Genomic DNA, 14,356 nt, shown 5'->3' on the forward strand with positions numbered 1-14,356 from the left:
CGTTTGACAGATCTGACACCGCCTTCTCACTTGTAAAAAAATTTAACGAAGCTAGCACTTGGAAAGCTATTTATACATAGTTTTTTTACAGCTCGTCATAGAATAATACGCAAAAAAACGAGACCCTCGTTTCGATGGTCTCGTTTTTTTTATATTATAAATTATGCTTCTTTAACACTTTTCAAAATATAATAGCCTTTGTCTTTCGTTACGATTTCTACATTACCAAAGACTGCTTCCATTTTTTTCTCAGCACTTGGCGCACCTTGTTTCTTCTGAATCACTACGGTCAGCGTCCCACCAACCAAAAGTCTCGGATGAGCTTCACTTAAAATTTCGTGAACCACTTTTTTTCCTGCACGAATCGGCGGATTACTGATGATTGCTGCATATTGTTTTTCATGAACATCAGCGTAAATATTCGATGTATGAATATCAACATTTTCTACCCGATTTTTCTTGGCATTTTCTTGTGCCAATGCAACAGCTCGTTGATTGACATCGATCATTTCCACCGTTCTACCACTGAATGTTGCAAGCGTTAAACCAATTGGACCGTAGCCACAGCCGACATCCAGTAACTTTCCTTCTGGTAGTTCTTCCCAGTCAAATGCATCGATCAATACACGAGAACCAAAGTCCACTGTATTACGGGAAAACACTCCACTATCTGTTAAAAATTGGAATTTCTTTCCTCTTAACTCAAACGACCATTGCTCTAAATCATGCGCTAGATCTGGATTTTCTGTATAATAATGATTCGTCATTTTCTTCTTCCTAACTATTTTCTTTTGTCACCAGTCTACCTTTTATTTCTCGAACAATCAAGGCAGCTAATAAATCATAACCTGTTTTTGAAAAATGCAGCCCGTCTGCTTGCAGAAATTCATCTGTGCCTGGATAAACGACCATCGCTTTGTATACATCGATCACAGGGATTTCATATTTTGCCCCGATCACTTTCACTCGTTCTGCATATTCACGAATGCGCTTATCATCTCGTGTTGGTTTTCTAGCACAATCCACATAAGGCGGTGTAAGTAGAATGACTTTTTCTTTACCGATTTTAGTGATCATTGCTTCGATATTTTCTGCATATTTTTCTAAAGGAACTAAGTTATCGCTATTCGTGTCATTAGCGCCAAAGAAAATCGTCACGATATCTGCTTTTTCTGCCAATACTTCTTTGTCCAAACGGTTCATTGCACCTTGTGTCGTATCTCCTGGCATACCTGCATTCACGATCGTAACTTCTTCATAATTTTTAATGGCTAACTCTTCTGTGATCAAGTTCTGTAAGATTGGTGTGATTGCTTCTTCGCCATATCCTGCAGTGATACTATCTCCAAATAAAACAATTTTTTTCATCTGGCAATTTCCTTTCCAAACTAGTTTTCTTTATTTATCATACCATTGAAAAGACTGTTTTGCTGAAGCAAAGAATTATTTCAGGAATTTGTGTTAGGTCTAGCTAAATTATGTTAAAATAAGAGCGGAAAGAAATGTTGGCTTTGGTGGAGGAACCGATGGACGATAAAATGAATTATTACCCCATTTCACGGAAGGAATGGCAGGGCTTCTATCATAACGGCAAAGCGCCGCTGACAGAAGAAGAATTAGAAGATATTAAAGGCTTCAACGATCAAATTTCACTTCAAGATGTGCAGGACATTTACGTTCCTTTAACACATCTGATTCATTTATATATGAAAGAATTTGAATCTTTGACTGTTAGCAAAGGGCTGTTTTTGCATGAATATGTACCTGTTCCGCCCTTTATCATCGGGATCGCTGGTAGTGTGGCTGTTGGGAAAAGTACAACTGCCCGCTTGTTGCAGCTGATTTTATCCAGAACCTTTAAACGCCGCAATGTCCAACTGATTACGACGGATGGCTTTTTATATCCGAATAAAGTGTTGGAAGAAAAAGGTATTATGGATCGTAAAGGATTTCCTGAAAGCTACGACATGGAAAAGTTGATCGACTTTTTAAACCAAGTCAAAAACAGCCAAGAAGAAATCAAAGCACCACTTTATTCTCATAGTGTTTATGATATCGTGGAAGGCGAATATGAAGTGATCCAACAACCAGATATTCTGATCGTTGAAGGAATCAACACACTGCAATTGCCTGCCAATCAGCAAATTTACGTCAGCGACTTCTTTGACTTTTCGGTCTTTGTAGATGCTGAACCGAAATTGATCGAAAAATGGTACCTTGAACGTTTTGGTGCCTTACTCGATACGGCCTTTCTTGATCCAGATAATTACTATTATCAATATGCGATCGGCAATCGTGAAGATGCCTTTGCAATGGCTAAAGAAGTTTGGAAAACGGTGAATTTGAAAAACTTAGAGGAATATATCTTGCCAACTCGAGGCAGAGCGGATATTATACTTCATAAGACTGAAAATCATATAATTGATGAGATATTTATGCGGAAATACTAAAAGAAACATGTAATACTTAACTTGATTCTAAAGGGGTCAGAATTTTCCTAACAGAAAATTCTCCATAAACGGTGTAAAAAAAGCAGGTTTCTCGGCAATTTCCTAAATCATATAAAATCCAAAAAACGGATTCCACATGATTTAGTCCAATTGCTCGAACCTAAACGCTTTTTTTACAACCTCTTATTAGATAAATCTAAATGGATAGGGGTAATAAATGTGACCAATGTTGCCGATTTGACAACTGTCGAAAAAATTATTGTTTTAGACTTTGGTAGTCAATATAACCAATTGATTACTCGACGTATTCGTGAATTTGGCGTGTTCTCAGAATTATTGAGCCACCGAATCACAGCGGATGAAATTCGCGAAATGGCACCAAAAGGAATTATTTTCTCTGGTGGCCCAAATAGTGTTTATGATGAAAATGCGTTTAGTATCGATCCTGAAATTTATGAATTAGGCATTCCAATTCTAGGGATTTGTTACGGTATGCAACTGATGATGCATAATTTAGGCGGAAAAGTTGAGCCTGCCGGCAACCGTGAATACGGCAAGTCAGAGCTATCACTTTTGATTCCTGATTCACCTATCTTTAAAGGAACACCTGAAAAACAAATCGCTTGGATGAGTCATGGTGACCTAGTCGCTGCTATCCCTGATAGCTTTGAAACTGTCGCAACTAGCGCAGATTGTCCGTTTGCTGCAGTTGAAGATACTGCTCGCAACCTTTACGGTGTACAATTCCATCCAGAAGTTCGTCATTCTGAATATGGGAATGACTTATTACGTCACTTTACCTTTGATATTTGTAAATGTGAAGGCAACTGGACAATGGATAACTTCATCGAAATGGAAATCAACAAGATCCGTGAAAAAGTCGGCGATAAAAAAGTTCTTCTTGGTCTTTCAGGCGGCGTGGATTCAAGCGTTGTTGGTGTGCTTTTACAAAAAGCCATCGGCGATCAATTAACATGTATCTTTGTGGATCATGGTTTGTTGCGTAAAGGTGAAGCAGAACAAGTAATGGACAGTTTAGGTGGGAAATTTGGCTTAAACATCATTAAAGTAGATGCGAAAAAACGCTTCTTAGATAAATTAGCTGGCGTTTCTGATCCAGAGAAAAAACGTAAAATCATTGGAAATGAATTTGTTTATCTTTTTGATGATGAAGCAACAAAACTTGATGGCATTGATTTCTTAGCGCAAGGAACCCTTTATACAGATATCGTAGAAAGCGGAACTGAAACAGCGCAAACAATCAAATCTCACCATAACGTGGGCGGATTGCCGGAAGATATGCAATTTGAATTGATTGAACCGTTGAATACGTTGTTTAAAGATGAAGTTCGTGCCTTAGGAATCGAATTAGGCATGCCTGAAGCGCTAGTTTGGCGCCAACCATTCCCTGGTCCTGGTTTAGGAATTCGTGTTCTTGGTGAAATTACTGAAGAAAAATTAGAAATCGTGCGTGATTCTGATGCGATTTTACGTGAAGAGATCGCCAATGCTGGTTTAGATCGTGATATTTGGCAGTACTTTACTGTGTTACCTGGCATCCGTAGTGTGGGTGTGATGGGCGATGGTCGTACGTATGATTATACTGTGGGCATTCGTGCTGTGACTTCGATTGATGGGATGACAGCTGATTTTGCAAGAATTCCTTGGGATGTGTTGCAGAAGATTTCTGTGAGGATCGTGAATGAAGTGGATCATGTGAATCGGATTGTTTATGATATTACGAGTAAGCCACCTGCTACTGTGGAGTGGGAATAAAGAGCCAACATAATAAGGATGGGGAATGCCGATAAATCAACGTTTTTCAACTTTTAAAATGCTTGATTTTCATTGAAAATGATATGGTTCCCTACCATTTTCCCTACCAAAAACCCTTGTCAAGATAATGATTGACAAGGGTTTTTTTTATTATTCCTACTTTTTTATACCTAATTGTGTACAACAAATTTTTAATTTATTTTTACTATTCTAACACCAATGCATTCCCATTACGAAATTCTTCAACTAAGTAAATTTTATCCTTTAGTTTCGGATTATCTTCCCACATTGATATTGGTATATGTTCTAACATAATAATTTGAAATTCTTTTTGTAATTCATCATTAACAATATGAGCAAAATTCACCAAAAGACTCAACATATTTAAAATTCTAGCAGTATCCGTTTTTGGATCAACAGAACTAACACCCTCTCCTAATTTTTTATCATCACTATCTCCTCCATAATATGGTCTACTAGGTTGGTCAAGTACTAACCATGACGGAATATATTTATTGTTATTCCTGATAAAATATTCTTGAAGTCCCAAAAACAAACTGACATGCATAAACATGTGATTTGAGCTACTACCAACTTTTGTCGGTTTCTCTGATTTTGGCGCTCTTAATCGTAATGATTTTTGCCTATAATCAAAGTCAGAAAGGTACCCTGCATAGTCACTCATTGACTCTTTAGCCTGATCTAAATACACTTGAATTAACTCGTTTAATAATGAAATAGCCTTTTGCTTTTTATCAGGATACGAAGATTGTTTATTTTCAAGATCAAGTATCATACTTTCAAATTGCTTTATGTCTTCATCAAATTGACTAATATCTTCTTTTAAATCAATAGCATTTAGCCTTACATGCAATTCTCCTAAAAATGTCCATTGCTTTTGAAGAATATCATTGCTTATGGTAAGTTCTCTACTTAGTAATTCTATACTTTTCTTTAAATTCTGAATCTCGTTCTCTATTTTATTTAGTTTCGAAATTATTTTATTTCTCACCTTAGGTTTCTCTTTAATGGTTTCACTTATACTATCTAATTCATAGTTTAGAACTCCAAGAAGATAGTTTACATCTGGCAACTCTAATAAACTATCAAACTTTTCAGTAATGTAATTTGCAGTGATAATACTTTCTTTTTCAGCACTTATAAGTTTAATATAAATTTCAAATTCTTCCAAATAAGATAGTAACCTATTTTTGTAACGAACCTTCTCATTTCTCAACTTTATCATTTTATTTAACTCTTTGACAAGTTGGTCATCTGAAGTTACATATTGATTTGAATTATTTTGAATTCTACGTAATTCAGATAATAAAAACTCAAGATTCTCGTCACTTATTGTCATTAAACCTAAATGTGCAGCTCTTTTAGCTAACAATCTTATCTCTTTTCTAGCATCTTCATATGATTTTTCAATTCTATCTTTCCGACGCTCCAGAGCCGTCAATTTTTTTCTGTATTTACTCAATTCTTCTCTGAGTGCAAGATCTTCTTCTCCAATGATTCCTAATACTAAATCAAATATTCTATCAAGAGCTTCCTGATATTTAGTCTTGTTTTTTGTATCAAAAAATATGTTTGTACTTGTAATTACATCTGCTGACTGAATACAAAACATCAAAAAATACCGAAAAGAAATTTTACTTCCTAACTTAATTTCTTTTCCACCATACTGAAAAATAGTCTTATCTGAGACTCCAAACTTTCTTTCTAACATAGGTTTTAATGTTTCTTCTGCTGCATTTGTAGCAATCTCTCCTATTTTAGGTATAGACCCTAGTTGAGAAAAATAGTACAACTTAGAGGGCTCATCATCTTCTATACGATAACGCGCCAGTGTATAACAATCATCTTCAATTGTAAAATTAATTCCATACCACTCTACATTTTCATTAATTTTTACTTCGGTGATATCCGCTTCAGAAGAAAACAAACAATATTCAATAATAGAAATAATTTCTGACTTTCCCGTACTGCTGTCTCCTGTAATAACGTTAATTTTATTTTCTTTAAACTTTAGCTCTCGTAATTTTCCATTTTTTTGCCACAATAAAACTTTATTAATACAAAATCTCACAATATCACCCCAAGTTGTATGTATATCTCTGATATACTTATTTTTTCTTTCAACATCTTACAGATTTTTTCACTACTTTTATCTATTGCTTTGAGACGACTATCTTTATTTACTATGCTACTTATTTTATCTACCGGATAATTCTCATTGATTATTATTTCTTCACTATTTTTGTCAAAATTTATCAAATCCATTTGAATAAGTAAAGATACACAATTAGCACTTGTAAATCTATATGAATGAAACATTTTATTGAAATTATAAAAATAGTCAGATTTATCTACTATTAAGTCTAGTAAAGACATATCTTTTCTTCTTAAGTTTAACGACTTAACAATTTTTGGTTGCGTTATCATAGGAAGAATTAAAGCAACTTCACTAAGTTTCCATTTATTTTTATGTTTTAAGACAGAAAACATAGCCACGGCAGAGAAAAAATAATTATTGTATGTTTGCATTACTATACTTCTCCTTCCAATCATAGTGCCATCCAATTGTTGGAACATCTGAAAGATATAAAAATACTCCTTCACCTAACTTCCTAGAAGAGGATACATCCATAGAAAATTCTAATTCCGTCTTCTTAACTTCATAAAATAATTCACGAGCAGTATCTTTCACGGACTCCTTATCAAGTTTCTTTTTTCTATGCTTTCTATACCTCTTATGAAATTCATCAATCCATATTTCCTCGGCTTGATCTTCGATTTCCTTAATATCCATTTCAGGTAATTCTGACTCTTGAATCCATCTCATTCTATTATTTTCGTAAAGTAACTTATTTTCATAGAGTTTTAGTACATATTCTTCTTCTCTATCATCATTTAAATCTAATTCTTCAATATCTTCTAATTGTTTAATGAACAGCATATCACTGGATGGTTTCTCTTCATTAGCGATATCAAAATTTTGATATACAGGCATCCTATTGAGATATGGTGCATGATTATATCTATTTACTATATCCGAAAATTCTTTTTGAGAATAACTCAAGTGTTCTTTTTTCATGACCACTTCATATAAATTATGTTTGACTCTATAGTAAATAGCTTCAAGCATTCCCGTTTGTAACTTTTCTGGAACATAGATTTCAGTTAATCTTTTTTTTATTTGCTGATCAATATCAGAAAAATCTGTAGAAAATTCGATACTTCTGAAAAAAACATCCAACAAGGATTTTTCTTGTTCTAAAATTTTTGTAATTCGGCGCTCTGTTTCAGATTGATTTTCTTCATCTTTAATTAAAATTTTTAAATTTTGGATCACCTGTTCCAATGTGATACTACCGCTTTTAAAATTGGATAATGATTTCAAAACCGAGTTACTTTGATTATCATGTTTGTTTGTTATGAGCAAAAAATTTGTCCGTCCAATAAAATCCAACTGGCCAGATAAAGATTTTCCACCACAATCTTTATCTTGTATAATATTTAACCATGACCAAATCGTTTTCCATAAGGCTTCATCTTTATCAGTTATATTTTGTCCAATGGCCGTATGTTTTACTTGAATATATGTACTATATCCATCACTATGATCTATGTGAACATCTTCCTTATATTCAAATCCAGCACTTTCATTAGTTTTTAAAGAAAATAATTGTAGTAAAAAATAATGAAACTGAAAATCAAAAGCAATAATTTTATCGTCTGCCGCCATTTTTTCCTGAGTTGATCGACTGCTCATATTCTTCCTACCCCCATCAATATAGTTAACTTTAAAATACATTCAATTTATAGAAAATCTACATATCCTTTTTCGAAATCGAAAACTATAATCAATCAGCGATTTTGTAAAGTTTTATTACTCACTCTAGATAATCTAAGTGACTTATATTCCTCTTTGTAGTCTATTCATTTTCCCATCGTCATATTGAATAAATATGTTAACATTTAGTCTTCACCATCTATTATACATTATAATCAACTACAATACAGATAAAGTTATTCAGTGTTATTTAGTTGAATATTTTTGTCAATATTGTCTACATCTAATGCTTCTAAAATAAAAAGAAATAATGTTAACAAAAAATAACCTACCAATTAAGGAAATCACTTATCATTATATATACCTTATTCTTATTAAATATTTTTTTCGGTAATAGAGTACTTCCTTTAAATAAGAAATAGAAAATCAAAGCATTTAATGCCAACTCATATATTTTTAATGTCTTCTATCAAGATTTTTTAGACAGTACAACCACTTTAGAAAAATAGATTAGAATAATTGAAAAACAGACCCAAAGTAAAAACAAAAAAATCTTTTGCTATTTCATGAGTTCAATGAAGCACCATAAAAATAATTATATGTATAATAAAAAAGACAACCGTATCAGATAGTTAAAAATGAAAGAGAGCCAACTTTCAAGTCAGCTCTAAATTCTTTATAAAAATTCTACAAAATACTCACCCACAAATTCTCCGCTCGTATTTATTGCATGATCTCTTCCAATTGCTTCATAATCAATATAACTTCTCAAATGCTCAGGAACCATTATCAAACCTTCTTCAACTAAAATATATCCCAACCTTTCTTCATCTGTCATACCTTCATATAACTCATATATAATTGGAGATTCTCCCTGATGCTTAGCAATCACCCGAACAACTTCATCTGGATAACTCATATATTCTTCTAAACCATCATACCTTTCCGCTAAAGATTGAGGAAAGTCATATTCCCCAACAGAAAAAGGCACGTCATAATCAGTAATGAAATATTCTTCATACGAATAACCAAATTCATCTACAAACTCATTTCCTACACAAATTGTTTGATAGGCTTGTGCCAATTCGTCCTCATCAAATGGAAAGTGTAAATACACACCTAACAAAAATCCTTCATTATAAGCTTTCAAATTAGTTAAATATATCCAATGATCGCTATCTCCGCCAACTCTTTTCCCATCTTGCTCCATCATCATTTTTTCCGTTACTTTTACTAATTCCATCATATTCTTCCTCTCTTTGTCTTTTTGACCATCCATTTTGTTTCGAGCTGAGGCGCAGGTTGTTAGGATGCAATCCTGACGATTTTCTCTTCTCTTTTAGTTTTCAAAATTTATGTATCAACTTTCAATGAATGGTTCATTTTGCTCTTCGCTTTCGGCGCAATTGACACAGCAATTTTTTTGATTGACGGAAAGGGCGAAGTATTCGAAGGCTTGCCTGATTCCTTGTAGGCAATCAAACAAAATTGCTAAATTGCATCGTCCGAACTCGAAAGGGCAGAATGGAACATTACAGAGAGACATACGGTTGGAAAAGTAAAACACGTAAAAAAAGAAGCTTGCGTATGCAAACTTCTACCAACTCATCGTCTTTAATTGTTTTTGTTTTTCTCAATATCTAAAATGTTATCAATGACATCTAAAATCTCGTCTTGTCGTGAAGATAATTTATTCATGTTTATTGGCAATTTCATTTCCCCTTCTTATTTGGAAATTGCATTTTCATATCACTAACCCCACAAATATAATTCATATCAACATTATAAAATTTAGCAAGTTTAATTATAGAGTCTAAAGGTATCCTCGTCTTACCATATTCATAATCAGCATAGGTTCTCTGACCCACGTTTAACAATGCTGCAACTTCTCTTTGCGTATAATCGTTATCCTCACGTAATTCCCTTATTCGCCTAATATAATCCATAGCCATCCCTCTTTTTGATTATTCTATCCTAGAGTTATAAACTCAATTATCATTTAGAGCTATAAACTCTTAAATTAACTATCTATCATTTAGCATTAAACTAACTTTTTTTTAGGAAATGAGTTCTTCACATGACTAATCCCACAAATATAATTCATATCAACGTCATAAAATTTAGCAAGGATAATCATAGAACCTAAAGGTATTCTCGTTTTTCCATATTCATAATCAGCATAAGTTCTTTGTCCAACACTCAACAACGCTGCAACCTCTCTCTGTGTATAATCATTATCTTCACGTAATTCTCTTATCCGCTTTATATAATGCATGACCTGTCTCCTTTTTAATTATTTTACGATAGAGTTATAAACTCTATTGACTTTTAGAGCAATAAACTCTAAAATAGATTTAAGAACAAAAATGATAAACGAAAAAATAGAAATCATCAGGAGGTTCAACATGGCTCACCCTGTAAAAATGATCACCTATCAAGACCTACATAAACTAAATCATTCAATCCAACAATTAAAGAACTGGCACGAAACATTCAGTTTACTAAAAAACAACACCCATAATCATTCTATTCCCGATAACCTCTTCTATGAGCATGAGCGAATACTAAAAACATTAACTCGAGAAACACATAAACTTAAAAGCAAAGAAAAACTGAAAAACATTTTGATTTAAAATCCTAGCTGCAAAATGGGATTTTAAAGTTCATCAGTATTAGCCGAACTGTTACTAATGAACGATAGATTTAGACAAGTAGTTGGATAACCAGCTACTTGTTTTTTGATTACACATCAGCAGTAGAATGAGAATATTCATGATATTTAGAACGATTATTATTTTTTTCTTGTAACCAGCGCAACGTAAAAAAGCCTAGAGGAAATCCCCTAGACCTCGCCACTACTATATGAATTAGATTTTAATCTCATTCTCTATTGCATATTCTTCTCCAAGTGCTTCTTGTAGATACTTTGCTATTTGATTGAACTCATCAAGAAATAATTCTTTTTCTATATCCGAGTTAAACCCAATGTATTTGAACTCAGTATCTGTATCAATAAATAGGTCATTATATTTTTCTTGTAAGGAAACTATTTTCTTTCTAATTCTTTATCTTCCACTAACTCTTTAGGTATATCGTTATATAGAAAATGCCCATCTGCATATATCCATATAGGAAAACAGTGATACTCTAACTATAGTTTTATTTTTTTCATTGCTGTACTCCTAAATAAAATAGTGCCTCAATTAAACTGATCTATTTTTCTTTAAATATTTAAATTTATTTCATCTATATCATTTTGCGTAGACATCTGAATCAATCCATTAGCAAATTGCTCTATAAGACCAATTTCACTGTATAGATAAAAACAGCATCTATGTTTACGTTCATCGTTATCATCTATTTCCATGTCTACTTCTATTTCTATTTTTCCTGTTGCATCTGCTGGAGAAAAATTCAGCGAAAAAGCTGGCGTGAAATCTCCTTCTTTTTTTCCAAACTCTACATAACAACTATCATTAAATTTAAAAGAAAATTCCTTAATTCTGTTTCCAATAATTTCTAAGTCTGTATTCTCAATATAGCATAATTGATAAGCTGAAATATATTTTGATTTAGCACTAACTTTTATTTCTAATAAATTTGAATCTTCCCAATTTTTTTCTATTTTAATGTTATTCATATTTTCTCCATTGGACAGCTTTATATTTTTATTTTGAAGTAAATCTATCTTGCTTTTGCATATCTGTTTTATCAGCTTTGTAGTTTACAAATACTATGAAACCTTTTGATAACTTGATTACCCGCTTTACTTATTCCACATTATTCGTTACTTAGAAATTTTGTGAAATCTTCTGGTATCTGTGGATTACTTGAAAACAGACATTCTACAATTTCTTCATGATCAGTCATAATAACTTCTTGATAATTATTATCACTTTTCCACTCTACTTTATCGTAGGTCTCATCTGAATGTGCTACGCGTTCTATAGAAAAGTAATGCTTTTTAACTCCATATTGAACTAAAGTATCTAAGAACTTTATTTCATATTTATACTCAACATGAAATAAGTTATATAGTCTTGAGACAATTGCATCTTCCTCTATTGTTGAACTCAGAAATTCTATCAAATCTTCTTTTTTCATTTTTATCTCCTACTCACTTAGTTGGTTAGTTGAAATATATATTACGAAACGGCATCAGCGATTTTCATTCACTAAGACCGTTTCAATAATTTTATATTTTCTACTTAAGCCTACTAAAATTGCAAATCAATTATCCGAAAAGCTTTTGAGTGAGTTTAGCATATCAGTTAATATCTATTCTTTTAATTCCTCTACTGACAGAATACTTTTTTAGCTTACTTTCCCTGAAACTAAAGAAAACGTTGTATTGTCTCCATCACTACATTCAATACAAATAGAATCATTTCCCTCTAAATAATAATCTTCAATTATATCTCTAAATCCTGTTTTCCATAAAAAAGAACCATCGTTTTTATAAACAAATATATCTAACTCACAAACGTATATAATATAGTTTGAATCAGAATCTATTAATATATCATATAATAATGAAGGTAGTTTTTCTTCAAACAGCACAGATTTAGTAGTATAGTCTATACACGCAAAAATACTATTTATTCCTAAAAATATCTTATTTGACTGAGTTAGTAATTTTATTTGTGGTTCCAAACCAATATCATAATAAATAAATCCCACCTCAGATAAATTGTTACTAAATTTTATAAACTTGTTACTTTCAGACACTTCTTCACTAAATAAGAAAGAATCCTTACCCAAGTTTTTCTCTAATTCAATTGCTGACTCATAATACTCTATTTTCCAAGAATCCATTTATTTCCCACCTTTAACAATTATTGTTAGTAATCTGTCTCCATCCCAAATAGATTCTATTTTTACGCCTCTGCTTGGATCTTTTAAAAAAATTTCTCTTACAGTAGCTGTATAATTTATGGTTGGCCGACCTAGTAATTCTTTAGCCACATAGCTTCTTGTTTCTGTTTTTAAAATATTGGAAGAATCATTGATAACATCCTTTAAATAATTATTTCGGTTGTGCTTTGCTAAAGTCCTTTATACCAACTTCTATGTATTTAAATTAACTTTCAACTAAAAAAAGTCTAACAAAAATACTTTTAGACTTTTTTTAGTTGAATAATACTTTAGGGAAGTGAAAAAACTACTATTTTAATTAATAAATGTCAATTCTTGAAATGTCAACTTCCACATAATCATTTTTATCAATGTCCTTAGGTATATCGCCATCAGATATATCTATTTTAAGCTCTCCTATTTGTAAAATCTCACTGTCCTTATCTACAAGTTTCCCTTGAATAGAGTAGCTACCATTTTTTTCATCTATTACGTATTCCTCATTGAAGCTTTTCATGATATTTCTAACATTAAATCCATAAAGAATATCTGAAAATGCGTCACCTTCTGAAAGAGTACAATCACTACAAAAACATTCAATGGAATACGTACCATCTGAAAGTAAAATATCTGCCTCTTTTGAATCTATATCTATCCAATTTACTTTTTTTACAATAATCATTATATATATCCTCCTATGGTTTTAAACCTAAGCTAGGTGCTTTTTTAGCAAGCTCTTTTACAGATTTCAAATGTAACGTTGTTATATTACCAGTTGTCCTATCTAATCCTACAAAAGCATATTTGGCACTGCCTTCACCACTAAAAGGATTTTAAAAATCTTATTGATATCAGTATTTTGTATTCTCTGATATCAATAAGATTCTAAATTAGATGTTTATTTATTTTTCAATATAACTTTCAGCGATATCAATATCTTTAGACATATCTAACTCAGGAAATTTTTTATCTAGTTCTCTCAAACAGTTAATAAATTGTTCACTTTGAAGTTTTTCAGATATATCTTCAAAAATTTCACTGATATAGTATAAATCATCTTTATTACTGTCCACAAGATAACGTATCGTCTCACCCTCATTTTGAGATAGTAATTCTGTCATCTCATTCCAACACTTTTCAATTCTAAAGTCATCATTTATATTTAAGTTTTTTCTCTTTTTTAAGACTTCTATCATTCTGATTTCTAATTTTTTTCCTTTCTTATCTTCGTTCCTTTAACTTCAATAACTTCAATTGTTTCATTTTCGTTATCTACAAATTCCACTTCATATACTTCATTTTCCAAATCTAATATCATCATTATTACGCCTTTAGTTCCAACAACAACCTTATTATCTATATCTATTGTACTGTATACAACATCGTACTCTTCAAACATACATTTTCCCTTATCCAAAATTCTTTATCGTTGTAGTAAAAGTTATACTCTTCCCTATAACCTATGTTTTCGGTTATT

At 32.0% G+C, this 14,356-nt stretch carries 17 protein-coding genes; 3 read left to right on the forward strand and 14 right to left on the reverse strand.

What is annotated here, in order from left to right:
- Window positions 1-161 precede the first annotated feature (161 nt).
- The gene (locus BCR21_RS08235) at window positions 162-767 is read right to left on the reverse strand and encodes a class I SAM-dependent methyltransferase (protein WP_069645983.1); all 606 of its coding nucleotides are present in this window, start codon (window positions 765-767) and stop codon (window positions 162-164) included.
- A 10-nt stretch (window positions 768-777) separates the two neighbouring features.
- Window positions 778-1,368, reverse strand: coding sequence for a GDSL-type esterase/lipase family protein (locus tag BCR21_RS08240; RefSeq protein ID WP_069645984.1), 591 nt, complete (start codon window positions 1,366-1,368; stop codon window positions 778-780).
- 158 nt (window positions 1,369-1,526) lie between these two features.
- Here BCR21_RS08240 and coaA point away from each other — a divergent pair, with 158 nt between their 5' ends.
- Complete coding sequence (coaA, locus tag BCR21_RS08245) at window positions 1,527-2,450, forward strand: type I pantothenate kinase (protein ID WP_069646039.1); 924 nt, start codon at window positions 1,527-1,529, stop codon at window positions 2,448-2,450.
- Between the two features lie 219 nt (window positions 2,451-2,669).
- The gene (gene guaA / locus BCR21_RS08250; protein WP_069645985.1) at window positions 2,670-4,226 is read left to right on the forward strand and encodes a glutamine-hydrolyzing GMP synthase; all 1,557 of its coding nucleotides are present in this window, start codon (window positions 2,670-2,672) and stop codon (window positions 4,224-4,226) included.
- Window positions 4,227-4,431: 205 nt separating this feature from the next.
- Here guaA and BCR21_RS08255 read toward each other — a convergent pair whose 3' ends face one another.
- The 6 genes from BCR21_RS08255 to BCR21_RS08280 form a co-directional block, all read right to left on the reverse strand.
- A complete protein-coding gene (locus BCR21_RS08255; protein ID WP_069645986.1) occupies window positions 4,432-6,318 on the reverse strand; it encodes a DUF3732 domain-containing protein in 1,887 nt (628 codons plus the stop codon).
- Window positions 6,315-6,776: a three component ABC system middle component gene (locus BCR21_RS08260; RefSeq protein ID WP_069645987.1), complete on the reverse strand. Its 462-nt coding sequence runs from the start codon at window positions 6,774-6,776 to the stop codon at window positions 6,315-6,317. Before BCR21_RS08260 ends, BCR21_RS08255 begins: the two co-directional genes overlap by 4 nt.
- Window positions 6,760-8,004, reverse strand: a complete 1,245-nt coding sequence (locus BCR21_RS08265) for a dsDNA nuclease domain-containing protein (protein WP_069645988.1) — start codon at window positions 8,002-8,004, stop codon at window positions 6,760-6,762. Before BCR21_RS08265 ends, BCR21_RS08260 begins: the two co-directional genes overlap by 17 nt.
- Before the next feature lie 697 nt (window positions 8,005-8,701).
- Window positions 8,702-9,271, reverse strand: coding sequence for an antirestriction protein ArdA (locus BCR21_RS16630; protein WP_240488077.1), 570 nt, complete (start codon window positions 9,269-9,271; stop codon window positions 8,702-8,704).
- Window positions 9,272-9,737: 466 nt separating this feature from the next.
- The gene (locus BCR21_RS08275) at window positions 9,738-9,971 is read right to left on the reverse strand and encodes a helix-turn-helix domain-containing protein (RefSeq protein WP_069645989.1); all 234 of its coding nucleotides are present in this window, start codon (window positions 9,969-9,971) and stop codon (window positions 9,738-9,740) included.
- 95 nt (window positions 9,972-10,066) lie between these two features.
- Window positions 10,067-10,300 carry a helix-turn-helix domain-containing protein gene (locus BCR21_RS08280; RefSeq protein ID WP_069645990.1) on the reverse strand — a complete coding sequence of 78 codons (234 nt, stop codon included), beginning with the start codon at window positions 10,298-10,300 and terminating at the stop codon, window positions 10,067-10,069.
- 130 nt (window positions 10,301-10,430) lie between these two features.
- On the opposite strand from BCR21_RS08280, the gene BCR21_RS08285 reads away from it, so the two are divergent.
- Window positions 10,431-10,658, forward strand: coding sequence for a hypothetical protein (locus BCR21_RS08285; protein WP_069645991.1), 228 nt, complete (start codon window positions 10,431-10,433; stop codon window positions 10,656-10,658).
- A 590-nt stretch (window positions 10,659-11,248) separates the two neighbouring features.
- On the opposite strand, the gene BCR21_RS08290 is transcribed toward BCR21_RS08285, so the two are convergent.
- The 6 genes from BCR21_RS08290 to BCR21_RS08315 form a co-directional block, all read right to left on the reverse strand.
- Window positions 11,249-11,665 carry a hypothetical protein gene (locus tag BCR21_RS08290; protein WP_069645992.1) on the reverse strand — a complete coding sequence of 139 codons (417 nt, stop codon included), beginning with the start codon at window positions 11,663-11,665 and terminating at the stop codon, window positions 11,249-11,251.
- 140 nt (window positions 11,666-11,805) lie between these two features.
- A complete protein-coding gene (locus BCR21_RS08295; protein WP_069645993.1) occupies window positions 11,806-12,129 on the reverse strand; it encodes a hypothetical protein in 324 nt (107 codons plus the stop codon).
- A 210-nt stretch (window positions 12,130-12,339) separates the two neighbouring features.
- Window positions 12,340-12,840, reverse strand: coding sequence for a hypothetical protein (locus tag BCR21_RS08300; protein ID WP_069645994.1), 501 nt, complete (start codon window positions 12,838-12,840; stop codon window positions 12,340-12,342).
- 358 nt (window positions 12,841-13,198) lie between these two features.
- A complete protein-coding gene (locus BCR21_RS08305) occupies window positions 13,199-13,561 on the reverse strand; it encodes a hypothetical protein (RefSeq protein ID WP_069645995.1) in 363 nt (120 codons plus the stop codon).
- A 220-nt stretch (window positions 13,562-13,781) separates the two neighbouring features.
- Window positions 13,782-14,075 carry a hypothetical protein gene (locus tag BCR21_RS08310; RefSeq protein ID WP_069645996.1) on the reverse strand — a complete coding sequence of 98 codons (294 nt, stop codon included), beginning with the start codon at window positions 14,073-14,075 and terminating at the stop codon, window positions 13,782-13,784.
- 8 nt (window positions 14,076-14,083) lie between these two features.
- On the reverse strand, window positions 14,084-14,278 hold the full coding sequence (locus BCR21_RS08315) for a DUF4926 domain-containing protein (protein WP_069645997.1): 195 nt from the start codon (window positions 14,276-14,278) through the stop codon (window positions 14,084-14,086).
- Window positions 14,279-14,356 lie beyond the last annotated feature (78 nt).

Origin of the sequence: Enterococcus ureasiticus (assembly GCF_001730285.1) — a bacterium.
GTDB classification, from domain to species: Bacteria; Bacillota; Bacilli; order Lactobacillales; family Enterococcaceae; genus Enterococcus_L; species Enterococcus_L ureasiticus.